Genomic DNA, 24,559 nt, shown 5'->3' with positions numbered 1-24,559 from the left:
GCATTGTTATCTCGGGAACTCAACGTTTTCCTCTCCCGTGGGGAGATGCAACAAGCCTTGGCAATTCATTGCCTTAGGCGCAATCGGTGAGGGGTTTACCCTCTCGGCTGGTCCAACCCCTCACCTGGTTTCGCTAGCCAGCAAGCTGGCAAGCTTCACTTGCCTCTCCCCACGGGAGAGGAAAATATACTACTCCGCCGCTTCTAGTTCCACCTGCTTCGCTCTAACCCGTATGGGAATAGCGCTCATCAGAGGAATACCGGTGCGCTTGTCAAAGTCGCGGTCGTTGAACGACAGGCGCCCGGTATTTCCGCCAGCGCCCAGCGGGTCTTCTTTCTCGTCAGGGTTGGTGCCCCAGCTATGCGGCGTGGACACGCAGCCAGCACGCACGGTCTTGTCGGCCTTGGCAACGCAGCTGATGAAGGCGCGGGCCGATTCCAGTTCGACCGGCTGGTTCTCGGACAGGCCGAGCGCTTCCATATCGGCGGGGTTCATGAAGGCGGGGTGATGCGGCACGCGTTTGCGCTGGACCGGATCCTCGTGCCAGTTGCTGTTGTGGATTTCGGTCATCCGCCGTCCGATCATCCGGAAGGGGAATTCGCCATCCTCGACCGGCTCGCCCAGCCTGGCGGCATATTCGGAAAGCTCTTCCATCATAGCGCTGTTGCCGACCGACAGCTTGCCTTCCCAGTCGGCCGGTTTGGGTTGCACCAGCAGCGCCTGGGCGTCGACGATCTTGCCCCTCTGCACCTCTTCATCTTCGTAGAGACTGGCGATATCGGCGGGACAGCCGTTGAGCGAAGCGCTCCACGCGCTGATCGGATCGGGGGTTTCGCCGGGCGGGAAGGCCGTGGCCTTTTCCTCGCGCTCGTCGGGATGGGCGAGCAACGCCCAGGACTTGACCTTGATCGTCTTGCCCATTTCCGAAGCGAGGGCGTGAATGAACTGATATTCCTCGCACAGGTCGGATCCTTCAGGGGATTGCATGATCGGCGGGCTCGCCTGCGCGTAATTATTCTCGAATCCCCAGCCGGCGCCGAAGCCACCGTAGATTTCGGGCGCCGCGGTGTTGCCGTGCACTTCATAATGCAGTTTGGGCGCGATGACATAGTCGGCCAGTTCGGCGGTCTTCGACATGCGCGGGTCGATGCAGACCAGCAGATCGAGTTTCTTCATCGCCTCGAACGTCTTTAGCTGGTCGGGCCAGGCGAGCATCGGATTGCCGCCCAGACAGATTAGCGCCTTCACCTGCTTGTCGCCGGGAGTCAGTATTTCGTCGGGCAGGGCCGAGGTCGGCATGCCGGAAATGCTCTGCTCGAGATCGCGGCTGTGCAACTTGCGGCCGAAACCCCAGGCGGGGATCGGGCCGGGCGTTGCGGCAATCGGCGGGGCGGGTTTGGTGAACACGCCGGTACGGCGGTTGAGATCGCCTTCGCGCAGCCAGTGGCCCATGATCGAGGTGAGTGCGAGATTGAGATATTCGGTGATATTGCCGCCGCCCGACATATTGGTGCCGGTGCCGCCGCTGATGCTTGCCTTTTTCCAGCTGCCGTACATGCGCGCCGCGCGGACGATATCTTCTGCCGCCACGCCCGCGCGGTCAGCGGCCGGTCCGGCGTCAAAGGGCTGCACGGCTTTTTTCAGCGCCTCGAAGCCGTCGACATCGCCGGCGACGAAATCCTTGTCGTACAATTCCTCGTTGATGACGATCTTGGCAATGGCGCCGAGCAGGATCGGGTCCTGACCGGGGCGGCATTGCAGGTGGATGTCAGCCTGACGCGCGCTGTCGGTCACCCGCGGGTCGATCACGATCAGCTGCATTCCACGCTTCTTCGCGTCGTGCAGCTTCTTTGCCGGGTTCATACCGAGGCCGCCGTTCATCGATACCACCGGATTGGTGCCGATCAGCATCAGCCCGTCCCAGTCTCCAACCCGTGGCGCGCCGGCAAGCCACGGCCCGATCAGGGCGCGGGCAATGCCTTTGCCGGGCTGGTCGATGGTGACGCTGTCATAGACCGAGGTCGAGCCGATTGATTCCATCAGCGCCAGCATGAAGGCATGGGCGTTGACGTTATTGTAACCGAAAGTGCCAACATAGGAGGCCACGCTGTCGGGGCCATGTTCCTCGACGATCCGCTCGAGCCGCGCGGCGATATCGCGCGCCGCATCGCGCCAGTGCACTGGCTGTTTCTCGCCATGCTTCATGCCGCTATAGCTGGTCAGCAGCCGCGTATCGAAAGCGTGGTAATTGGCCAGCTGGCGTCCCTTGATGCAGCTATAGCCTTCGAATTCGGGATTATCCTTGTCGCCATGGGTCTTCACCGGAACGCCGTCCTCGAAATCGACGATCAGTCCGCAATGGGCGTGGCAGGCCCGGCACATCACATGTTTCTGTCCGGTAAATGCTTCGGTGACCATATTTCTCTCCACAGGCTAAAATTAGCGGGTCCCGACCATTGCTTTTTGCAATTTAATCGTTCAATTAACCCGCTAGTGATTCAAGCAATATCGCAGGCAATGGGACCGTGCCACTGGCCCTATTGATAAGAAAACGGGAGCAAGACCTATGGCCGACAAACCGAGTGCAGCCGAACTCAAGGATTATGCCGAACAGGCGGACGCCTGGTTCAAGGAAAATACCGTCCGTGATCCGGGCTTCATGCTGCCGCTGACCTTCATGGAAGTGTCGACCGACGAGCAATTTGATTTCCTCCGCGACTGGCAGCGCAAGGTCTATGAAGCGGGCTATCTCGGCGCCAGCTGGCCAAAGGAATATGGCGGCGGTGGTCTGCACAGCGAATTTCAGCGAGTCGCCACCCGGGCGATGAAGAAATATGATGCGCCGATCATGCTCAACGCGATCGGCAATGGTTGGGCCGGGCCGCTGATCCTCGATCTCGGCACCGAGGAGCAGAAGCAGAAATATATCAAGCCGATGCTCAGCGCCGAGGATATCTGGTGCCAGGGCTTTTCCGAACCGGAAAACGGATCGGATCTCGGCAATGCGCAATTGAAGGCCGTGAAAGACGGCGATGAATATGTGCTCAACGGCTCGAAAATCTGGACCTCGCTGGGCGACCGCGCCAAATATATGATCCTGCTCGCGCGCACCGATTTCGATGCGCCGAACAAATATGCCGGCCTCAGCTTCTTCCTCAATCCGATGAAGATCGACGGCATCACCACCAGCCGGATCAAGAAGCTGACCGGCGAATATGGCTTCGTCCAGACGTTCTTCACCGACGCCCGCATTTCCGCCGACTGCCTGTTCGGCGGCGAAGGCAATGGCTGGTCGATGGCGATGAAGACGCTGGAATATGAGCGCGGTGCCAAGGTCAAGCCGGTCGGCGGTTTCTTCGTCAAAGAACTGGACGTGATGGAGATTGTCGAGCTGGCCAAAAATTCGGTCCGCAACGGCAAGCCCTTGCTCGACGATCCGGTGATGCGCGACAAGATGACGCAATATATGATCGATATCCAGGCGCTCAATCTGAACAACACGCGCCGCCGGATGCCGCAGCTGATGCAGGATCGGCCGATGGGATTGCCGTTGATGAACAAGCTGGCACGCACCGAACTGATCCGCGAGCTGACCGAATTTTCGCTCGCGTTTCAGGGTACAAAAGCGGGCTATTATGTCGGCGATGAGAATGCGGTTGACGATGGCTATTGGCATCGCAGCTATCTCAACAGTTTCTCTGCCACGATTGGCGGGGGGACCTCGGAAATTCAGCGCAATATTGTCGCAGAACATGCGCTCGGATTGCCGAAAACAAGATAAATCTGGAGCCGTGAACTGCCGTTCGTCCTGAGCTTGTCGAAGGACCTGTTGCGACGAGAGATGGGGTTCGACAGGCTCACCACGAACGGTCTTGCGACCAATTTGGGAATTGAGGATATATATGGATAATCTAGGCACAATCGGGACAACCGAAGAGCAGATCGAACTGATGGATGTGGCGACCAATTTCTGCCGCGACAAGAGTCCGATCGACAAGGTCCGCGCACTGATCGACGATGATCTCGGCTATGATCCCGGCATCTGGCGTGAAATCGGCGAGCTTGGCTGGCTGGCGATCGCGATACCGGAAGCGCATGACGGGGTTGGCCTGTCGATGGCCGAAGTCGTGCCGATTGCCGAGCAGATGGGCCGCAATCTGATGAGCACGCCTTTCGGATCGACCACGCTGGCGGCACAGGCCTTGCTGGCGGGCGGCAGCGAAGCGCAGCAAGCCGCATGGTTGCCGAAGATTGCGGCAGGCGCAGCGGCAACACTCGCCTTGCGCGAAGCCAATGGCGACTGGGATATGGCCAACATCGACGCAACCGGCGTGGAAAGCGGTGGCAAGGTGACCCTGTCCGGCAAGAAGCTGCTGGTGCTCTGGGCCGACAGCGCCGAACTGATCATCGCTTCGATAAAGATCGACGGGGCGGTTCGCTTTGCCCTGATCGAACGCTCGGCGCTCGGTGATGATGCATTACGCCGCGAGACGGTGATCGACGAAACAGCGCGCAGCTACGAAGTGAATCTTGACGGTGTAATTGTGTCGGCCGATGCCCTGTTCGACGCTGGTCGGACGCGTGAAACGCTGGAGAAGATCGAACTCGCCGCTGGCCTGATCCATGCCGCGGAAATGACTGGCGGCGCGCAGTCGGTGATCGACTATACGCTGGAATATCTCAAGACCCGCAAGCAGTTCGGCAAGATTATCGGCAGCTATCAGGCGCTGAAACACCCCACCGTGAACAATTATGTCGAATATGAAAAAGCGCGCACTCATCTCTACAGCGCGGCCCATAGCTGGGGCGAGCAGGGACGCGGCGAGGTTGCTGTCCGCATGGCGGCGGCCCAGTCCCATTCGAGCTATTCCACATCAGCAGACCGGGCGATCCAGTTCCACGGTGGCTTTGGCTTCACCCATGATTGCGACGCGCAACTGCACCGGCGCAAGGCGATTTTGTCAGGTGCCCTGATCGGTGATGCGGCTTACCAGCGGTCAAAACTGGCCAGCCTGTTGTTTGACTAGGGATTAAAATTACCGTTCGTCCTCCGACATGCTCAGTGCGAACGGATAAAACAAGGAGAAATAAAATGTCTGAAGTGCTTACCGATATCCAGGACGGTTTCATCATCGTAACCATCAACCGGCCCGATGCCAAGAATGCGATGACCAAGGCTGCGGCCGAAGGCATTCGTGCGGCGATGGAACAGCTCGACAATGACAATAGTCTAAACGCGGGCATCATCACCGGTGCTGGTGGCACGTTCTGTTCGGGCATGGATCTCAAGGGCTTTTTGCGCGGAGAGACTCCGTCCGTAAAAGGCTATGGCTTTGGCGGTATCACCGAAAAGGGTCCGGAAAAGCCGCTGATCGCTGCGGTCGAAGGCTATGCGTTGGCCGGCGGTCTCGAACTGGCTCTGGCCTGCGATCTGTGCGTTGCCAACGTCAATGCGAAATTCGGCATCCCTGAAGTAAAACGCAGTCTGGTGGCAGCCGCTGGCGGAGTCATCAAGCTCCAGCAACTGGTTGGTAAACGGATCGCCATGGAATGGGCGCTGACTGGTGATTTTTTCACCGCCCAGCGCGCCTATGAAGTCGGTTTCGTCAATCGCGTCACTGAGGGCGCGGCTCTGGAAGCAGCAATCGAATTGGCAACAACGGTAGCGGCGAACGGCCCGCTGGCGCTCAAGGCGACCAAGAAGATCATCAACGAAAGCTATGACTGGACCAGCGAAGAAGCGTGGAAGAAACAGGCCGAAATCACCATGCCGGTGTTCAGTTCCAAGGATGCGCAGGAAGGCTCACTGGCCTTCGCCCAGAAGCGCAAGCCCGACTGGAAGGGTGAATAAGCCGAACCTATGGCAAGCACAGATATTGTAGACCAGTGGGCAGCGTCGCAAGACCTGCCCGCCTGGTTCGTGCAGGCAATGGCTGTGCCGCGCGAAGAAGCCTTTGTCGAAGTGGACGGGCACAAGGTCCATTATTTCCGCTGGGGCAAGCGCGGCAAGCCACCGCTGTTGATGACCCACGGCTTTCTCGCCCACGCGCGCTGTTTTGCCTTTATCGCACCGTTTCTGGCCGAGGAACATGATATCATCGCTTATGATCTGGCTGGCATGGGCGAAAGCGAAATGGTGCCGGACAATGATGGTGATACGCGCGCCGCTGGCATGGTCGCCCTGGCCGAAGCGCTTGACCTGTTCTCCGGACCGGTAAAGCCAAAGATCATCGCGCACAGCTTTGGTTCCGGCGTTGCCCTCACCGCAATGGAGCTGGCGGCAGAGCGGTTTGGCGGCCTGATCATCTGCGACTTCATGATCATGCGACCGGAAAAGCTGAAGGCCCATTTCCAGGGTTCCAATGGCCCGCCCGGATCCGGCAAGTCGGACAAGCCGAATAATATTTACCCGGACTATGAAACCGCGCGCGGACGCTTTGTCCTGTCGCCGCCGCAGGAAGCGCAAGCACCGTTTCTGCTTGAATATATGGCCTATCATTCGATGAAGCGGGTCGACGGCGGCTGGTCGTGGAAATTTGATCCGATGGTTTTCCATCGCAGCGTGAGTGATCAGGCAAAATGGCTGCAGGCGCCGCAGAGGCTCGCTGATCTGCAGCATCGGCTGGCGATCATCTATGGTGAGAAGAGCAAGCTGTTCGACAGCGATAGCGCCGCTTATCTCCGCGAGCTCGGCGGCAGCCATATTCCGATGATCGCCATACCGGAGGCGGAACATCATCTGATGCTCGACCAGCCGCTGGCTCTGGTGACGGCCCTAAGGTCGGTATTGGCGCTCTGGGGAGAATAATGACCCGCTAGCTGATCGCCAGATGAACCAGACAGGGTTTCTGCGACAATCTAGTACAAAAAACCGCCGATCTGACAAAGGCCTGCGACAGGTCTCCCCTATTTCTGTTTCTGACGCCGCAGTTGGCGCCAGATAGAAAAGGGAATTGAATATGAAAAAGTTTCTGATGGCTATGGCAGTGACAACCATGGCGGTGTCTCCGATGGTAACCGCTCAGGCTCAGGCCGCGCCGCGCAACAATGTCGAACGATCCGACTATAGGACCGTGCAGAAATCGACTCAGCGGACAGCGAAGAAGACGGTGGACAACCGGCAGGGCAAGCGCGTTGTGACAAAGACCGTGACGGTGCAAAAGGCGGCTCCTGCACGCTATAACAACAAGCGATCTGCAGTGAACCACAGTCAGCGGAACTGGGCCAAGGGCCAGCGTTTTGACCGGCGTTATGCAACCAATTACCGGGTGATCAACAACCCCCGCGATTATCGCTTGTCCAGCGCGCCGCGTGGCTATCAATGGGTCCGTTCCGGCAATGACGCCGTGCTGATCGGGATCACCAGCGGTATTATCGGAGCGGTTATCGGCAACGCGATTTCTCGTTAGGATCAACCATTCCCCTGTGAACATGAGCCCCCGGAAGTGATTTCGGGGGCTTTTGGTTTCAGGCGTTCTTGATGGTTAATCCGCCATCGACCGGGATGACCGCACCGGTCAGAAAACTTGCCGAGGGCAGGACACAGGATAATGTTATATGCGCGACCTCTTCCGGAATGGCATAGCGCCGCAGCGGCACGCGTCGCTTGGCATAAATGGTCTTGTGCTCTTCGGAAATCGCATCGGTGATACCGGTGCGGACCGGTCCGGGGCAGACGCAGTTGACGGTGATGCCATCTCGGCCGAGGTCTACGGCAAGGCCACGGGTCAAGCCGATCACGCCGTGTTTGGCAGCAGCATAAGGGCTGTTGCCCGGTGTCGCTCCGAGGCCCTCGGTGGACGCGATGTTGACGATCCGGGGATGTTCCGCCTTGCGAAGATGGGGCAATGCCGCCCGTATCATCCGCTGGTGCGCTGTAAGCATGACCGCCATTGTTGGCGCCCAGCTGTCTTCATAACTTTCCGCCGCGATGTCGGCGGGGATCGCGAAGCCGGCATTGTTGACGAGAATATCAATCGCGCCAAAATTGTCGGCGATGGCACCGACGACCCGTTTGATCGCGTCCGGATCACTGACATCCAGCGGCCAGGCACTGGCGCTGCCGCCATATCCCGCTGCGGCGATTTCCCTGACCACGGCATCGCATTTTGCCTGATCGAGATCGGTGACCGCGACATGCGCGCCTTCTGATGCGAAGAGATGGGCAGTGGCCCGTCCCATGCCTCTGGCCGCACCGGTGATGATGGCGACCCTGCCGGCGATGGAGCGGCTGAGAACCTGATATGGCTCCAAGATCAATTGGCTATGAAGCGCTTGAGCCGCTGATTGATGATCTGGTCGGCTTCGGCCATGATCCGGTCGATCAGTTCCTGACAGGTCGGGATATCGTTGATCAGGCCGGCGACCATGCCGCAGCTCCAGGCACCGGCATCCATTGTGCCTTCCATCATAATCTTCGGATAGACGCCCGCGACTTGCTCGATAACGTCGGAGAATTGCAGGTCGGCGCCTTTCTCTTTCTCGATTTCGAGCAGCCGTTCGACCGCCGGGTTGGTCAGCACCCGTTCGGTGTTGCGCAGGGGCCGCATCACGAGACGGGTGTCCAGTTCGCTGGCGGCGACGATCGCATCCTTCACATTCTGGTGCACCGGTGCTTCCTTGGTGGCGATGAAGCGCGTGCCCATATTCATGCCTTCTGCGCCCATCGCGAGCGAGGCAACCAGGCTGCGGCCATCGGCCTGACCGCCGGAGGAAACGAATGGAATATCCAGTTCATCGGCAGCACGCGGCAGTAGAATCATGTTCGGAATATCGTCTTCGCCGGGGTGGCCACCGCATTCGAAACCGTCGACGGAAACCGCGTCACAGCCGATGCTCTGGGCTTTCAGCGCGTGGCGAACAGCGGTACATTTATGAATTACCTTGATCCCTGCATCATGCAACGCAGGAAGCACCTGGACCGGATTGTTGCCGGCGGTTTCCACGACCTTGACGCCGCCTTCGATGATCGCCTTGACCATGCCCTCATAGTCGGGCGCGTTGACGACCGGCAGGAAGGTCAGGTTCACGCCGAATGGCTTGTCGGTCATATCCCGGCATTTGGCGATTTCATCGGCCAGAGCCGCAGCAGAAGGCTGGGTCAATGCGGTAATGATACCGAGTCCGCCGGCGTTGGACACGGCTGCGGCCAGTTCGGCAAATCCCACATAATGCATGCCGCCCTGGATGATCGGATGTTCGATGCCGAAAAGCTCAGTGATGCGTGTTTTCATGGAATATGCTCCTGTCTTTGGAAGGATTGGAAGCATAGTTGCTCCATCCGGGAATCATCTTAATTGCGCGATTAACTAGCAACCACTTTGCCGCCCGTCCAGTCGCCTGTTGTGACGCCTTTCCAGATTTGATCGGGTGACGTTAGGGCAAGCTCTTCACCCAGTCGCTTTGACCAGTGAAATTCATTGCCCAGCGCGTCGCGCCACGCCCACAGACGGCGGGTATAATGGTGCAGATCATATTCCTGCGTATAGCCCATCGCACCGTGCACCTGATGGAAGGGCTCGGTGACCGCTTCGACGCTATGGCCGATCTGAACCTTGGCGATGACCGCCTCGTGCCAGGCCTGTTCCGGATCATCGGCGTGGCGGGCGATAGCGCTGGCCGCCTGTGTGGCGGCCATGGTTGCAGCCGCGCATTCGGAAGCCGCGACCGCCAGTTGCTGCTGGATCGCCTGGAATTTCGACAGGGGCCTGCCGAATTGCTCGCGCTGGCAAACATAATCGATGGAAAGGTTGAGGGCCGTCTCCATCGCCGCTGCCATTTGCACGGCACGTACCGTCAGGATCAGCGCTTCTATCGCCCGGCGGGAAATATCGGTCTTGGCCGATTGCTCCACCACATGGCCGGAAAATATGAACTGCGTCATGCCATCGGGTGACAAGGATTCTTCCGGCGAGCGGACGGCGGCGCGGTTGTCGAACAGCGAAATTTCGTGATGCGCCTCGTCGAACAGGACAATCTTGTCGGCGTGCATGCCAAAAGGAATGTCGGCGCTCGGCGTGTGGCCGCTAAGCGCAAAGCTGGCGCTGCCATCGGCCGGTGCCAGTCCCGCCCGGTCGAGCATCCAGTTGGCGATCAGCGTCTCGGCGAAAGGCACCGGAGACGCCGCCTGCGCCGAAGCCCAGATCGCACCGAATGTCTCGTCATAATCCGCGCCAAAGCCGCCATTGGCTTCGCTGACCCACGCCAGCGGCAGGCCATTTTCGGTCAGCGCGTCCCACAATGCCTGCGGATATTTCCCCGCTTCGGCTTCGTGTGGGACTTCGCGTGCGCACAGATCGGTGTAGATTTTCGTGGCCGTTTCGGCGACCATGCCTTCGGTGTTTATCATGGTAACAGCTTGCCTTGAATAGAACCGTTCGCACTGAGCTTGTCGAAGTGCGGCTCTTGCCGGTGGTGGTCCTTCGACAGGCTCAGGACGAACGGTGTGATATGCATGGGCTCTGACATCATCTCAGCCCCAATTGCCGCGCGGTGATCCCGCGCATGACCTCGGTGGTGCCGCCGCGCAAGGTGTTGGGCGGGGAGCGTAGCACGCCGATATTCATGATCCGGCGCATGTCCGGGCTCCAGTCTTCGGCGGGCAGGTCGTTGAGCATCGCGCGGACCTGCTGGGTCAGGTCATTTTCCAGCCGGTTGCCAAGATCCTTGACCAGTGCGGCCTCTGTTTCCGGCGATACGCCCTGGCTGAGCAGATTGGCAATGCCCCAGGACATGCCCTTCAGCGTGCTCAGATTGGCGATCAGCTTGCCGAGGCGGGCATGGGAATCCGATCCCATCTTGTCGCTCAACTGCCACAGCGCGGTTTCCAGCGTGATATAGCTCGACAGGAATCGTTCCGGCCCGGATCGTTCCATCGCCAGTTCGCCGGTCACCTGCGCCCAGCCGCCGCCCTCTTCGCCGAGCAGGCAGTCGTCGGGAACGATCACATCCTCGAAATAGACTTCGTTGAAATGGGCATCGCCCGACAGGTCGACAATCGGCTTGATCGTGACGCCGGGCAGGCTGAGATCGATCATGATCTGCGACAGGCCGACATGGCGGTTGCGGCCATCGGCTGGTGAGGTGCGCAGCAGAGCGACCATATAATGCGAGATATGCGCGCCGGACGACCAGATTTTCTGACCGTTTATCTTCCAGCCGTCAGCGACTTTCTCGGCTCTGGTTTTGACATTGGCAAGATCGGAACCCGCGCCCGGCTCGCTGAGGCCGATGGCGAAATAACATTCCCCCGCAGCAATGCGCGGCAGGATATCGAGCTTCTGTTCCTCGGTACCGTGGGCGAGCAGCATCGGCGCGTGCTGGCGATCGGCGATCCAGTGGGCACCCACGGGCGCGCCGGAACGCAAGGTTTCCTCGGTGACGATATAGCGTTCGAGCGCGCTCTTGTCGTGACCGCCATATTGGCTCGACCAGGTCAGGCCGATCCAGCCGCGCTTGCCCATTTTTTTCGAGAATTCCGGATCGGCAGAAGCCATCCAGCATTCCGGTTCCGGCCGATAATTCCCGGCTTCGCGCTCTTCTTTCAGGAAGGCCTGCAATTCGCTGCGCAACTCTTCGAGCGCCGGATCGGGCTGGACAACGGGAAAGTTAAATCTTTGCATGTCTTGGGCCTTTGTTACTCTTGCCGTTCGCCCTGAGCCTGTTGAAGGGCACCTGGCAAGGTGCTTCGACAGGCTCAGCACAAACGGATATGGTCTGTCCCCCGATGGTCACGGCGTCACAATATCAAATTGCGAACTTACCTCATCCAGCGCACCGAACATAGCTGCCATTAAGGCCGCATTGCCACTGATTGTCATTTCCTTATTCTGGATCAGTTCCAGCGGCTTGGCCTGGCGCATCAGCAATTTGGTGAACAGGGCCCTGCTGATCGTGATCTGCGTATCTGATCCGACTGCCGTGATGTCATAATTTTCGCCGCGCGGGAACATCACACTCTTGCTGAGGTCGATGCTGACCGCCTCTTTCCGGTCCGGGAACCAGAAGCGGATGATGCCGCCATCGCCCTGCATCTTGGCCGGATTGAAGCGGGTGGCCATGGCGTCGAACAGGTCCACTGCCGGGATGCCGCTGAGCACCTTGGCATTGGCCGTGCTGATCGGATTCTTGACGTTATTGCCTTCGCGCAGCTCCTTTGCGCCGACCAGATAGATGTTCCGCCAAGTTCCGGCTTCGGTTTGAAAACCAAGCTGTTCATAGGTAGAGGCCAGCCATTTTCTAGCCGTTTCATCCGCCGAATCGGCGAAGACCAGATGGTTGAAGACGGTGGCCGCCCAGCGATAGTCACCGGCGGCAAAGGCTTTCTTGCCGACCGCCAGCGCCTTCCTGGCTCCGCCCATCGCCGCGACATATTTTTTCGAGGCTTCCACCGGCGGCAGTTCATGATAATGGGCCGGCACCGCATCCCACCAGCCGAAATAGCGTTGATAGACCGCCTTGCTGTTGTGGTTGAGCGTCCCGTAATAGTCGCGCACGCCAAAATCGGTCCTGGCGAAATCCGGTTCGCCGATATTCTCGGCAATCTCGTGCATCGTGGCGCCCTGATTGGCCTGACGCATGGTCTGGTCATGGACATAGCGATAGATGCCGCGCTGGTTCTTCAGCGCTTGCTGGACATTGTCGCTACCCCATGTCGGCCAGTGATGGGAGGCCAGCATGGTGTCCGAACTTGCGCCATATTTGGCGAGCATATTATCGATCACCTTGCTCCATTTCAGCGTATCGCGGACCAGTGCGCCGCGTGGAGTCAGGACATTGTGGAAAGTGCGGGTCACCACTTCTGCGGTGTGCAGCGCCTTATATTGCGGCAGGTAGAAGACCAGCTCTGCCGGCGCTTCGGTCTCGCTCGCGTCCATGAAGTCAAAGCTGATCCCGTCGATCGTCAGCGTCTCGCCATTCTTGCTGATTGATCGGGTTGGCGGCATAAGGGCAACGTCCCCGCTCGACAATTTCTGGCCCAGACCGCCGCCGACATGGCCGGTCGTACCAACCGGCAAGGCGGTTCCGAATTGAAATTGCACCCGCCGGTTCATCGCGGTTCCGGCAATCACGCTTTCGCCGATCGATTCGGCCAGCCAGCCATGCGGCGCAATGATCTCGATCTTGCCCGACTGGATATCCTCGGCAGATGCGACCCCGGCAACACCGCCAAAATGGTCGCCATGGCTATGGGTGAAGATCACGGCGACAACGGGCCGTTCGCCCAATGTCTTGTTCGCGAGCGCCAGACCAGCCTTGGCCGGTGCAGGCGTGGTCAGCGGGTCGACGATGATCCAGCCGCTCTTGCCCGCAATCAATGTCATCTGCGCGAGATCATAGCCGCGAATCTGGTAAATTCCGGGCACGACCTCGAACAGGCCGTGAATGCTGTTGAGCTTCGCCTGTCGCCAGAGCGAGGGGTTCACGGTGTCGGGGGCGGCGCCCTTGATAAAATCAAACTGGCGCGAATCCCAGGCAACGGAACCGTCTTCGTTGAGAATCTTGTCTTCCGCGATCTTGGCCAGAAAGCCGCGCTTGGCATTTTCAAAATCTGTCTGGTCGGCGATCGGCAGACTTGCAGCGACTTCGGCATTGGCAGCCCTGGTAGAGTCCGTCGCGATCCCCGCGACTGGTTGGGCTTGCGCTGCATTGGCCGAGGCAAGGGCCAATATTGAAATAGCAATTTTCTTCATATCATGCCCCCTTGAATACAGGCTTCCGCTTCTCGAGTATGGCGTCAATCGCTTCCTGGTGATCGTCGAGCTGCTGCAAAACGCCCTGGAACAAGGCGGCCTGATCGAGATTTTCCTTCAGCGTCACGCTTTGCGCGGTGCGGACCAGCTCCTTGGTCTTGCGGATCGCCAGCGGTGGCAGGCCGACAACCATTTCGGCCAGTTCATAGGCGCGTTTCAGCAAAGTCTCGTTGGGCACGACTTCCGACACCAAGCCATAATTCAGCGCCTTGGCAGCATCGATAAATTCGCCGGTAAACAGCATCTGATTGGCGCGCGCCTGCCCGATAATCCGGGGCAATAACCATGCACCGCCATCGCCGGGGATCAGGCCGACGCGCAGGAAACTTTCGGCAAATATCGCGTCTTCACCGGCAATACGGATATCGCACATGGTGGTCAGGTCATTGCCGGCGCCAATGGCATGGCCGTTGACCGCGGCGATCACCGGAACGGAAATTTGCGAGAAAGCCAGCGGAATACGCTGAATGCCGGTCTTGTACCAATTCTCGATTTCCAGCGGCGTCATTTTCTGTTCAGCCGTCATCGCCTTGATCTCGTGGAGATTGCCGCCGGAGGAGAAGCTCTTGCCGTTGGCAGCGAGCACGACGCAACTAACCCCTTCATCCGCATCCGCCCTGTTGATCGCATCGACCAAGGCCTCGCACAGATCTTTTGACAGCGCGTTGCGCGTTTCCGGCTTGTTCAGCGTGATTGTAACGATGCGGTCATTTTTCTCGTAGAGAGCGACATCAGACATCAAGATTTCCTTTTCCCAGCGTTTCTTTTCTTATCCCACTGTCATTGCAGGCGACAATGGATTCTGCAAGACTCGCTCCGATCAACTCGCTAAATGAACGAAAATGATCCGACAGAAAACTCCAACCGGATTTCAGCATACAGCCGGCTTCACTCTGGTGGAACTGATGGTCGTGCTGCTGATCATCGGACTGATGGCGTCGGTTGTCGTCTTTTCCTTTCCGGGCGGAAGCAGCGCGCTTGAAGAAGATGCCCAGCGATTTGCGGCGCGCACGGCAGCGCTGCGCGACAATGCTATTTTGCAGTCGCGGCCGATGGCGATGCAGGTCACGCCCTCCGGCTACAGCTTTCTGGAAAGGCGCAAGGGCAATTGGGCGGTGATCGAGGACAAGCCGTTTGTGTCGACCGACTGGTCCAGCGGGGTGACTGCGGCAACCGGTGAGACCGGGCCGATGATGATCAGCTTTGAAAGCACGGGGCTGCCGAGCGAGCAGGCCGAGCTTGTCTTGCGGGGCAATGAGCAAATCCGTCGCATCCTGATTGCACCGATGGGCGATGTGAAGCTGGCTGGAGCGGCACCATGATCAGATTGCGGAAATGCCGTGTTGCCGGATCCGGGGAGCGCGGATTCACGCTGATCGAGATGCTGGTCGCGCTGTCGGTTTTCAGCCTCGCTGCGCTCGCCCTGATCCGGCTGCAGGCCTTTACGACTCACAATGCTGCCGAATTGGAAATGCGCGTTGTCGCGCAATCGGTGGTGCGCAACCGCGCTGTCGAGATCCTCACCGATCCGCGCCCGCCAGCGCTGGGTGAACAGAGCGGATCGGTCGAAAATGGCGGCTGGCAGTGGCAATGGGCGCAGGATGCCAAGCTGACCGAAGACCAGAGTTTCATCCAGGTCGATATCAGCGCGCGCGAGGAAGGGAGCGGGGCCCCCGCCTCGCTGACCATATTGCGGCCATCGGCACTGTTGCTCGACGAGCCACCGGCCGGGCCACCTGCGAACTAGCGAAGCGTAAGGAAAAATCTTATGTTTGACCTTTGTTTCGACCGGAACACGGGTTAGAAGCACGAGAAAATTTGGCTGACGGACAGAAAAATGAGCAAACTCGAAGACGCATTAGAAGATTTCGACATGGAAGACCTTCCGGAAGAGGAAGAGTCCATGCTGGAATGGTGGGATTTTGATGATCGCGCCGAGATGGTCGATGCCGTCGCTGGCGATATCCAGTTCATCATCGAGAGCGCTCTTGATGCGCGCGGCGATGCGTTGCTGGCCTTGCCCGCCAGTGAGGAAGCCATGCCGGTGCTCGAAGCGCTGGCTGAAAAGCAGATCAAGTGGAAATATGTCACGATCATCCCGACTGACGATCTGCTGGTGCCGCTCGATGACCCGCGCAGCCATGTGAAGAAACTGGCGCAACTGTTTCTGACCCGGGGTGCGCGCGTGCTGCCACTGGCACCGGAGCATGAAGATTATCACATGGCGGGAGCCGCTGCTGATGCACGGCTGCGCGACACGAAATGGCCACCGGATCTGGTTATGCTCGGCATGGGCCCCAGCGGCAGCACCGCCGGGATCATGGAAAGCGCCGACATGGAAGAGGCGCTCGACGGACCGCCGGAGAAAATCGCCGTTGGCCTGCTCCCCGATGATGGCGACACGCCGCTGGTGACGATCACCAAGGCCGCGATTTGCGAAGCGCGGACCGTGGTGGTTCTGCTGAAGGGTGCCGCCAGCCAGACGATGCTCGAAAACGAGATCGAACAGGGCGCGACCAGCATGGCCCCGATCGGCCGGATATTTGCCGATTTGGCCGTGCCTGTGGATATCTATGTGGAGAATTGAGGGATTATTGCGCATTTCTATCGCCGATTGATGTGACTATCGATTGATTTAACTGTGCGATTAAACCATGGTGCCGGGAAAGCGAGTCGTCGAATCAGGCGATCGGTATCTTGGAGAACGCCAGATTATGCATCCTTCTGTCCACGCAAAGGAAAATCCTGACAAGCCAGCCGTGATCATGGCGAGCTCGGGAAAGATCATCACTTATGGCGAGTTGGACAGGCTGTCCAATCAGGTCGCCCAGCTCTATCGCAGCCGCGGCCTGCAGATTGGTGATACGGTCGCGGTCTGCATGGAAAACCATCCGCAATTTTTTCCGGTCACTTGGGGATCGCAGCGCTCCGGCCTGTTTCAGGTCGCCATTTCCAGCCGACTGACACCCGAAGAAGTCAGCTATATCCTGAAGGACTCCGGGGCCAAGCTGCTGATCAGTTCGCAGAAAATGCTGCCGGTCATCGATCAGGTGCGCAAGCTGAATCCCGATGTCGAGCAGTTGATCTATGGCGCGGAAGACGAGCGGAATATCGAAGCGGCGCTCGAATCGATGCCGATGACGCCGATTGCCGACGAACGGGCTGGCATCGACATGCTCTATTCGTCGGGAACAACCGGCCAGCCCAAGGGTGTAAAACTTCCCTTGCCGCTGGACGAAGATATCGCTGGACCCAATGGCATTGCGGGACTGGCCCAGATGATTTTCGGTTTCCACGAGGATTGCGTCTATCTCTCCCCCGCGCCGCTTTATCATGCAGCGCCGCTGCGCTGGAACATCGCCGTCCAGGCGCTCGGCGGTACCAGCATTGTGATGGAAAAATTTGATCCTGAACATGCCTTGCAGCTGATCGAGAAATATAAATGCGACGTCGGCCAGTGGGTGCCGACCCATTTCGTCCGGATGCTGAAATTGCCGGAAGAGGTTCGCAGCAAATATGACGTGTCGTCGATCAAGAGCGCGGTTCATGCCGCGGCGCCGGTGCCGATTCCGATCAAGGAAGCGATGATCGAATGGTGGGGTCCGGTGCTCAATGAATATTATGCCGGAACCGAAGGCAATGGCTTTGTATTCTGTAACAGCGAGGGCTGGCTGGCGCACAAGGGTTCGGTGGGACAGCCGATCAATTGCGAGGTCCACATCTGCGACGAAAATGGCGAAGAAGTCCCCGTTGGTGAAGAAGGCCAGATCTATTTCGAGAGCGGCTCGAAGTTCGAATATCACAATGATCCGGAGAAAACCAAGGCGGCCACCCACGCCAAGGGCTGGACTTCGCTGGGCGATGTCGGGAAGCTGGACGAAGATGGTTTCCTCTATCTGACCGACCGCAAGAGCTTCATGATCATTTCCGGCGGGGTGAACATCTATCCGCAGGAAATAGAAAATCTGCTGGTCACCCATCCCAAGGTTGCGGATGCCGCCGTCATCGGCGCGCCGGACGAGGATATGGGCGAGAAGGTCGTAGCGGTCGTGCAGCCCATGGATATGGCGGAAGCGGGAGAGGAACTGGCGCAGGAGCTGGAAGCCTATCTCCGCCAGTCGCTGTCCGGGGTGAAGGTCCCGCGGCGGATAGATTTCCGTCCGGAATTGCCGCGCCATGCCACAGGCAAGCTCTACAAACGGCTGTTGCGTGACGAATATTGGAACAAGCAGGAAAGCGGGACAGTCTGATGGCAACGCAAGCAGAAGCAAATTTGGTCGGCGAGGATGCGCTGGCAATCATTGATCCGGCGAATTATGTCGATTGGGATCAATTGCTCGACCGGTTTGACCGGCTTCGTAGCGAGGCACCGGTGGTGCGCGTGGTCAATGACGAGATCCACGATCCCTTCTGGCTGGTCACTAGCTATGACGACGTCATGCGCATCAGCAAGGATAACAAGCTGTTCCTGAACAGTCCGCGCAGCGTCACCTTTAGCGACAAGAACAGCGGCGCCTTCGTCAAGTCGATCACCGGTGGCGATCCCAATCTGGTTCGTTCGCTGGTCGCGCTCGATGCGCCGACCCATCCGGCATATCGCCGGCTGACGCAAGACTGGTTCATGCCCAAGAATATCCGCCAGATGGAAGACGAGATCAGCGCGCTGGCCAAGGTCACCGTCGACCGGCTGGTCGATGCAGGCGGTGAAGCCGATTTTGTACCTCTGGTGTCCGCGCCTTACCCGCTTCATGTGGTGATGCAGATCCTGGGCGTGCCGGAAGCGGACGAGCAGCGCATGCTGTTTCTCACCCAGCAGATGTTTGGCGGACAGGATGAAGATCTCAACAAGTCCGGCATGGCCAATATGACACCGGAGCAGATCATGCAGCTGGTGGTCGGCGCTGTTGCCGACTTCGAGGCCTATTTTGCAAAGCTGACGGCGGAAAAACGCGCCAATCCTACCGACGATGTGGCGAGCGTGATCGCCAATGCAAAAGTCGATGGCGCGCATCTCAGCGACCGCGACATGGCTGGCTATTATATCATCCTGGCCGCCGCCGGCCATGACACGACATCGGCATCGACTGCGGGTGCGATGATGGCGCTGGCCCAGGATCCCGAACAATTTGCGCGGCTCAAGGCCGACCGCGATCTGCTCTCCGGAATTGTCGAGGAAGCGATCCGCTGGACCACCCCGGTGCAGCATTTCATGCGCACGGCTGCCGAGGATACCGAGCTTGGCGGACAGAAGATTGCCAAGGATGACTGGCTGATGATCAGCTATATCGCCGCCAATCACGATCCCAGCATCTTTCCCGACCCGCGCAAGTTTGATGCGTCACGATCGCCCAACCGGCATCTAGCTTTTGGTGCCGGCGCGCATCAATGTCTGGGCTTGCACATGGCGCGGATGGAAATGAAGATCCTGTTCAACGAGCTGCTCGACCGGATCGAGACGCTTGAACTGGCCGGCGAACCGGTGCGCGCAAAATCGACTTTTGTCGGCGGGCTCAAGACCCTGCCGATCCGCTATAGTCTATCAAAATGAATGGCGCGCAAGGCCTTGTAATGCAGTATATGCGACTCAAATAGAATGAACGGCAGACCCCAAAGGAGAGCGAAATGGTTACCCAATACAAGAATTTGATCAATGGCGAGATGGTCAGCACCTCGCAAATGCTGGACGTCGTCAATCCGGCCAATGAAGAAGTGATCGGTCAGGTTCCCGCTTGTGGGGAAGCCGAGCTCGACACAGCCGTCTCCGCAGCCCGCGCTGCCTTCAAGACCTGGTCGAAGAAGCCGATCGAAGAACGCCGCAAGGTGGTTCAGGCGATTTCTGCCGTGATCAACGAGAATAATGACGAGCTGTTTCGCCTGCTTACTGCAGAGCAGGGCAAGCCGCATGCACAGGCGCAGGGTGAGATCATGGGCGCGGCCTATATCTCCGGGGCTCAGGCAACGCTGGATCTCGAAGACGAGATCAACGAGGATTCGGACGAGCGCTTCAGCCGCACCCGCCGCGTGCCGGTCGGTGTGGTTGCCGGCATCGTGCCATGGAATTTCCCGGTGATGATGGCAGTGCAGAAAATCGCGCCGGCTCTGTTGTCCGGTTGCACGATCGTGCTCAAGCCATCGCCGTTCACGCCATTGACGACCTTGCGTCTTGCGGAACTGATCAAGGATGTCGCCCCTCCCGGCGTCGTCAATATCATCACCGGTGAAGACAGCCTCGGTCCGTTGATGACGTCGCATCCTGACATCGACAAGATCACCTTCACCGGCTCGACCGCGACCGGCAAGAAGATCATGGAAGGCGCTTCCAAGGATCTCAAGCGGATCACATTGGAACTGGGCGGCAATGACGCCTCGATCGTTCTGCCCGATGCCGATGTCGCAAAGGTTGCCGAACAGCTGTTCTGGTCGAGCTTCACCAATGCCGGTCAAATCTGTGTCGCTGCGAAACGCATCTATATCCACGAAGATATTTATGACGAGCTCAGCGCGGCAATTGCCGAATTCGCCAAAAATGTAAAGGTCGGCGACGGCGCGCAACAGGGCACGGCGGTCGGTCCGATCCAGAACAAGAAACAATATGAGCGGGTGCTGGAGCTGATCCAGGACGCCAAGGATAATGACTATAAATTCCTTGTCGGCGGTGATGCGAAGGACGACAGCATTCCGGGCTATTATGTGCCGATCACGATCCTCGACAACCCGCCGGAAGACGCCCGGATTGTTGCCGAGGAACAATTCGGCCCGGTCATGCCACTGATGAAATTCAGCACCACCGATGAAGCCATCGCCCGTGCCAATGACAGTGAATATGGTCTTGCCGGCGCTGTCTGGACCTCCAATGCCGATGAAGGTGTTCGCGTTGCCGAACAGCTGGAAACCGGCACGGTGTGGGTCAATGAATTCCTCCACCTGTCGCCTTTTGCTCCCTTCGGCGGGCATAAACAGTCCGGATTTGGCGCCGAATATGGCAAGGAAGGCCTGCTTGAATTCACCTATCCGCAGGTGATCACGGTCAAGAAAGACAAAGTGGCTGCCTGACCGCCACTGATGTGATTTGATCAAGCCGGCCATCGCTCTCGTGATGGTCGGCTTTTTCATTTGACGCTGGCGGCTACGCGGTTTAACCGGTCAGTTAAATTTTCGACTCTCAACCAATTAAAGGAATAAGATTATGGCAGAGGCCTATATTGTTGACGCGGTTCGTACCGCTGGTGGTCGTCGCGGCGGCCGTCTGGCTGGCATTCATCCGGTGGATCTGGGTGCTGCCACGCTGAACGCGATTGCCGACCGCAATGATTTCGACGCGAGCGCGATTGAAGACGTAATCACCGGCTGCGTCATGCAGGGCGGAGAGCAGGCCGGCGACGTCGGCCGGAACGCGGTTCTCGCGTCCAATCTGCCGGACAGCATTCCTTCGGTTTCGATCGATCGCCAGTGCGGTTCCTCGCAGCAGTCGATCCAGTTTGCTGCGCAGGGCGTTATGTCCGGTACCCAGGACATGGTTCTGGCGCACGGCATCGAAAGCATGACCCGCGTACCCATGGGCTCGACGTTCAAATTGTTCAAGGACGCCGGTCTGGGCACCAATATGTCGGAAGGGCTGCAGGCGGCCTATCCCGGCATCCAGTTCAGCCAGTTCATGGGCGCTGAAATGCTGGTCAAGAAGCACGGCTTTACCCGTGACGACCTCGACCAGTTCGCGCTGGAAAGCCACCAGAAGGCTATCAAGGCTGTCGAATCCGGTGCCTTTGACAATGAAATCGTCGCGATCGAAATCGAAACCGCCGAAGGCAAGGAACAGCACAAGGTGGACGAAGGCATTCGCTTTGACGCAACCCGGGAAAGCATCGGTGCGGTGAAGCTGCTGCAGGAAGGCGGCGCGATTACCGCTGCCAACGCCAGCCAGATCTGCGACGGTTCGAGCGCGGTTCTGGTCTGCTCGGAGCAGGCTTTGAAAGACCATGGCCTGACCCCGCGTGCACGGATCGTGAACCTGACGGTTACTGCTGGCGACCCGGTGATCATGCTCGAAGAACCATTGTTCGCGACCGACCGCGCATTGCAGCGTGCCGGCATGAATATCGGTGACATCGATCTGTACGAAGTGAACGAAGCTTTCGCTCCTGTCCCGCTCGCATGGCTGAAGCATGTCGGTGCCGATCGTGACAAGATCAACGTCAACGGCGGCGCGATTGCTCTGGGTCATCCGCTTGGCGCTTCCGGCACCAAATTGATGGCGACCCTGCTCAACGCTATGGAATCCCGCGGATCGAAATATGGTCTGCAGACGATGTGCGAAGGTGGCGGTCAGGCGAACGTAACGATCATCGAACGTCTCGGTTAATCAACATAGATCGTCATGCTGGACTGGGTTCAGCATGACGATCATTAGAAGAAAGACAAGAATATGGAACTCAACAGCAATATTTCAGCCGTCATTACCGGTGGCGCATCCGGCCTCGGCGCGGCAACCGCTCGCCGTCTGGCAGCCAAGGGCGTCAAGGTCGCCCTTTTCGACCTCAACGAGGAAAAGGGCGAAGCGCTCGCAGCCGAACTCGGCGGCGTTTTCTGCAAGGTCAATGTCACCGAAGACGACAGCGTCGACGCTGGCTTCGAAAAAGCCCGCGCCGCCAATGGTCAGGAACGTATCCTCGTCAACTGCGCCGGTATTGGCAACGCGATCAAGACCGTCAGCCGTTCCAAGGAAGATGGCTCGATCAAGCATTTCCCGATGGATGCCTTCAACTTCATCATTCAGGTGAATCTGGTTGGTACCTTCCGCTGCATCGCCAAATCGGCGGCCGGCATGCTGACCCTCGATCCGCTCGAAGATGGCGATCGCGGTGCGATGGTCAATACCGCTTCGGTGGCTGCAGAAGACGGCCAGATTGGTCAGGCGGCTTATTCCGCTTCCAAGGGCGGCGTTGTCGGCATGACCTTGCCGATCGCGCGCGACCTGTCCCGCGAAGGCATTCGGGTCAACACCATCCTGCCCGGCATCTTCGATACGCCATTGCTCGCCGGTGCGCCGCAAAATGTGCGCGACGCTCTGGGCGCCATGGTTCCGCATCCTCCGCGGCTGGGACAACCGGACGAATATGCAGCGCTCGCCATGTGCATGATTGAAACGCAATATTTCAATGGTGAAGATGTTCGTCTCGACGGCGGCATCCGGATGGCACCGCGCTAAAAATTGAACAGGGAAGGGCTGCGAGAAACTCGCGGCCCTTTTTCTATCGTCAGGAGAAGTCGATGACCGATTATACGCAGATCCTCTATGACGTCGCTGACAATATCGCGACCATCACGATCAATCGTCCGGAAAAGATGAATGCCTTTACCGGGACGATCATCCGGGAAATGACCGATGCCTTCGACCGTATCGATGCGGACGATGATGTGCGTGCGGTGGTGGTTACCGGAGCCGGCGACCGTGCCTTTTGCGCCGGCGCCGATCTCACTCCGGAAGACGGGGGAGGGCCTTTTGCCAGTGAAGATCCGGTGGAAGATTATTCCGATCCCCGGGTCCGCGATGGCGGTGGCCTGCTGATCCTGCGTATCTATCAATGCCTGAAGCCGGTGATCGGCGCAGTCAACGGCGTTGCCGTGGGCGTTGGCGCGACCATGTTGCTGCCAATGGACATGCGGCTGGCCAGCGAAACCGCGCGCTTCGGCTTTGTCTTCGCCCGGCGCGGCATAGCTCCCGATGGCGCGGCAAGCTGGTTCCTGCCCAATCTGGTCGGCCGGGCCCAGGCACTGGAATGGTGCATGACCGGCCGCGTTTTCGACGCAGAGGAAGCGCTCAAGGGCGGGTTGGTCCGTTCGCTGCACAAACCCGAAGACCTGCTTCCGGCGGCTTATGCTCTGGCGCGGGAAATTGTCGATAATACAGCGCCGGTATCGATAGCGGTAACCCGCCAGATGCTGTGGCAATTGCCCGCTGCCGCGCATCCGATGGAAGCGCATAAGGTCGATAGTCGGATAATCTACAATCGGGCGAAATCCGCCGACGCGAAAGAGGGTATTGCAAGCTTTCTGGAGAAGCGCAGTCCCGTCTATCCGGATAAAGTGTCCAGCGACTTGCCAGACAGCTTTCCATGGTGGGAAGAACCTGCTTATAAGTGACAAAAATGTGACGTTGTGCGTATAGGGGAAGAAAAATGACCGTCGATAAATTGGTGGCCAAAGAGAGTGAAGCAGGGGCGCGGGACAAGCTGATCGAGACCGCCAGCCAGATCATGCGCAAGGGCGATACAATCGATATTTCCTTCAGCGAGCTATCGGTCCTTTCCGGCCTCAACAGCGCCCTCGTCAAATATTATTTCGGCAACAAGGACGGCTTGCTCGAAGCAATTCTCGAGCGCGATATGGACAATATTCTGGTCCAGGTCGGCTTGCTGATCAAAAAGGACATGCCACCGGAAGACAAGCTGCGCCATCATATCGGCGCAGTCATCGATACTTATTATGAATTTCCCTATCTCAACCGGCTGACGATGCGGTTGATTCGCGAACTGCCGCCAGAAGGCGCTCGAAAAATAGCGGATAAATATCTCAAACCTTTGTCCGAAGCCTACAAGACTTTCGTCGGAGAAGGAATCAAGTCGGGCGTATTCCGCACCGTCGATCCGGACCTCTTCTATTCCGCCGTCACCGGCGCGGCCGACCGCTTCTTTACCGGCAAGCTGGTCTGGAAATATTGCTATGGCCGGGAGGATTTTGACGAGCGGATGCGCGATGCCTATCGCGAGCAGACGGTCGACCTGATCATGGCGGGCATATTGAAGTAACAG

Annotated in this window: 22 protein-coding genes; 15 read left to right on the top strand and 7 right to left on the bottom strand. The window is 58.4% G+C overall.

Translation table 11 applies throughout. The features are described 5' to 3' along the window. Nucleotides 1-189 precede the first annotated feature (189 nt). Nucleotides 190-2,418 carry a molybdopterin-containing oxidoreductase family protein gene (locus AZE99_RS14640; RefSeq protein WP_067202653.1) on the bottom strand — a complete coding sequence of 743 codons (2,229 nt, stop codon included), beginning with the start codon at nucleotides 2,416-2,418 and terminating at the stop codon, nucleotides 190-192. A gap of 148 nt (nucleotides 2,419-2,566) precedes the next feature. Between AZE99_RS14640 and AZE99_RS14635 the strand changes: the two genes are divergently transcribed. From AZE99_RS14635 to AZE99_RS14615, 5 genes are all read left to right on the top strand, one after another. Then, entirely contained in the window at nucleotides 2,567-3,781 is a 1,215-nt protein-coding gene (locus tag AZE99_RS14635; RefSeq protein WP_067202650.1) for an acyl-CoA dehydrogenase family protein, read from the top strand. A 121-nt stretch (nucleotides 3,782-3,902) separates the two neighbouring features. Then, nucleotides 3,903-5,027 carry an acyl-CoA dehydrogenase family protein gene (locus tag AZE99_RS14630; RefSeq protein ID WP_067202647.1) on the top strand — a complete coding sequence of 375 codons (1,125 nt, stop codon included), beginning with the start codon at nucleotides 3,903-3,905 and terminating at the stop codon, nucleotides 5,025-5,027. A 65-nt stretch (nucleotides 5,028-5,092) separates the two neighbouring features. Beyond that, on the top strand, nucleotides 5,093-5,851 hold the full coding sequence (locus AZE99_RS14625) for a crotonase/enoyl-CoA hydratase family protein (protein ID WP_067202645.1): 759 nt from the start codon (nucleotides 5,093-5,095) through the stop codon (nucleotides 5,849-5,851). Between the two features lie 9 nt (nucleotides 5,852-5,860). Then, the gene (locus AZE99_RS14620) at nucleotides 5,861-6,808 is read left to right on the top strand and encodes an alpha/beta fold hydrolase (protein WP_067202642.1); all 948 of its coding nucleotides are present in this window, start codon (nucleotides 5,861-5,863) and stop codon (nucleotides 6,806-6,808) included. Nucleotides 6,809-6,959: 151 nt separating this feature from the next. Continuing rightward, nucleotides 6,960-7,409, top strand: a complete 450-nt coding sequence (locus AZE99_RS14615; protein WP_067202639.1) for an RcnB family protein — start codon at nucleotides 6,960-6,962, stop codon at nucleotides 7,407-7,409. A 58-nt stretch (nucleotides 7,410-7,467) separates the two neighbouring features. On the opposite strand, the gene AZE99_RS14610 is transcribed toward AZE99_RS14615, so the two are convergent. From AZE99_RS14610 to AZE99_RS14585, 6 genes are all read right to left on the bottom strand, one after another. Beyond that, on the bottom strand, nucleotides 7,468-8,259 hold the full coding sequence (locus AZE99_RS14610; protein WP_231862634.1) for an SDR family NAD(P)-dependent oxidoreductase: 792 nt from the start codon (nucleotides 8,257-8,259) through the stop codon (nucleotides 7,468-7,470). After that, entirely contained in the window at nucleotides 8,256-9,233 is a 978-nt protein-coding gene (locus tag AZE99_RS14605; protein WP_067202633.1) for an NAD(P)H-dependent flavin oxidoreductase, read from the bottom strand. Before AZE99_RS14605 ends, AZE99_RS14610 begins: the two co-directional genes overlap by 4 nt. Nucleotides 9,234-9,304: 71 nt before the next feature. After that, nucleotides 9,305-10,348, bottom strand: a complete 1,044-nt coding sequence (locus AZE99_RS14600; protein WP_067202630.1) for an acyl-CoA dehydrogenase family protein — start codon at nucleotides 10,346-10,348, stop codon at nucleotides 9,305-9,307. 118 nt (nucleotides 10,349-10,466) lie between these two features. Next, nucleotides 10,467-11,621 carry an acyl-CoA dehydrogenase family protein gene (locus tag AZE99_RS14595; RefSeq protein WP_067202627.1) on the bottom strand — a complete coding sequence of 385 codons (1,155 nt, stop codon included), beginning with the start codon at nucleotides 11,619-11,621 and terminating at the stop codon, nucleotides 10,467-10,469. Between the two features lie 108 nt (nucleotides 11,622-11,729). Further along, complete coding sequence (locus AZE99_RS14590; RefSeq protein ID WP_067202624.1) at nucleotides 11,730-13,691, bottom strand: alkyl/aryl-sulfatase; 1,962 nt, start codon at nucleotides 13,689-13,691, stop codon at nucleotides 11,730-11,732. A gap of 1 nt (nucleotide 13,692) precedes the next feature. Beyond that, nucleotides 13,693-14,490 (bottom strand): enoyl-CoA hydratase-related protein, encoded by a 798-nt coding sequence (locus AZE99_RS14585; protein ID WP_067202621.1) that lies wholly within the window; start codon nucleotides 14,488-14,490, stop codon nucleotides 13,693-13,695. 103 nt (nucleotides 14,491-14,593) lie between these two features. Here AZE99_RS14585 and gspH point away from each other — a divergent pair, with 103 nt between their 5' ends. The 10 genes from gspH (at nucleotide 14,594) to AZE99_RS14535 (ending at nucleotide 24,556) form a co-directional block, all read left to right on the top strand. After that, nucleotides 14,594-15,073, top strand: coding sequence for a type II secretion system minor pseudopilin GspH (gene gspH, locus AZE99_RS14580; RefSeq protein ID WP_067202618.1), 480 nt, complete (start codon nucleotides 14,594-14,596; stop codon nucleotides 15,071-15,073). Beyond that, the gene (gene gspI, locus AZE99_RS14575) at nucleotides 15,070-15,498 is read left to right on the top strand and encodes a type II secretion system minor pseudopilin GspI (protein ID WP_067202615.1); all 429 of its coding nucleotides are present in this window, start codon (nucleotides 15,070-15,072) and stop codon (nucleotides 15,496-15,498) included. The genes gspH and gspI overlap by 4 nt, the downstream gene beginning before the upstream one ends. A 90-nt stretch (nucleotides 15,499-15,588) precedes the next feature. Next, entirely contained in the window at nucleotides 15,589-16,338 is a 750-nt protein-coding gene (locus AZE99_RS14570) for a 6-phosphogluconolactonase (RefSeq protein WP_231862633.1), read from the top strand. A 127-nt stretch (nucleotides 16,339-16,465) separates the two neighbouring features. Further along, complete coding sequence (locus AZE99_RS14565) at nucleotides 16,466-18,001, top strand: acyl-CoA synthetase (protein WP_067202612.1); 1,536 nt, start codon at nucleotides 16,466-16,468, stop codon at nucleotides 17,999-18,001. Next, complete coding sequence (locus AZE99_RS14560; protein WP_067202609.1) at nucleotides 18,001-19,299, top strand: cytochrome P450; 1,299 nt, start codon at nucleotides 18,001-18,003, stop codon at nucleotides 19,297-19,299. Before AZE99_RS14565 ends, AZE99_RS14560 begins: the two co-directional genes overlap by 1 nt. 74 nt (nucleotides 19,300-19,373) lie before the next feature. After that, nucleotides 19,374-20,804 (top strand): aldehyde dehydrogenase family protein, encoded by a 1,431-nt coding sequence (locus AZE99_RS14555; protein WP_067202606.1) that lies wholly within the window; start codon nucleotides 19,374-19,376, stop codon nucleotides 20,802-20,804. A gap of 133 nt (nucleotides 20,805-20,937) precedes the next feature. Further along, the gene (locus tag AZE99_RS14550; RefSeq protein ID WP_067202604.1) at nucleotides 20,938-22,110 is read left to right on the top strand and encodes an acetyl-CoA C-acetyltransferase; all 1,173 of its coding nucleotides are present in this window, start codon (nucleotides 20,938-20,940) and stop codon (nucleotides 22,108-22,110) included. 63 nt (nucleotides 22,111-22,173) lie between these two features. Then, nucleotides 22,174-22,956, top strand: coding sequence for an SDR family NAD(P)-dependent oxidoreductase (locus AZE99_RS14545; RefSeq protein WP_067202602.1), 783 nt, complete (start codon nucleotides 22,174-22,176; stop codon nucleotides 22,954-22,956). A gap of 62 nt (nucleotides 22,957-23,018) precedes the next feature. Next, the gene (locus AZE99_RS14540) at nucleotides 23,019-23,891 is read left to right on the top strand and encodes a crotonase/enoyl-CoA hydratase family protein (protein ID WP_067202600.1); all 873 of its coding nucleotides are present in this window, start codon (nucleotides 23,019-23,021) and stop codon (nucleotides 23,889-23,891) included. A 35-nt stretch (nucleotides 23,892-23,926) separates the two neighbouring features. After that, nucleotides 23,927-24,556 carry a TetR family transcriptional regulator gene (locus AZE99_RS14535; protein ID WP_067202597.1) on the top strand — a complete coding sequence of 210 codons (630 nt, stop codon included), beginning with the start codon at nucleotides 23,927-23,929 and terminating at the stop codon, nucleotides 24,554-24,556. The last annotated feature ends 3 nt before the right edge of the window (nucleotides 24,557-24,559 follow it).

This window comes from Sphingorhabdus sp. M41 (genome assembly GCF_001586275.1).
GTDB lineage: Bacteria > Pseudomonadota > Alphaproteobacteria > Sphingomonadales > Sphingomonadaceae > Parasphingorhabdus.
The sequence above is the reverse complement of the archived record's forward strand: the minus strand, read 5'-3'. Positions and strand labels throughout refer to the sequence as shown.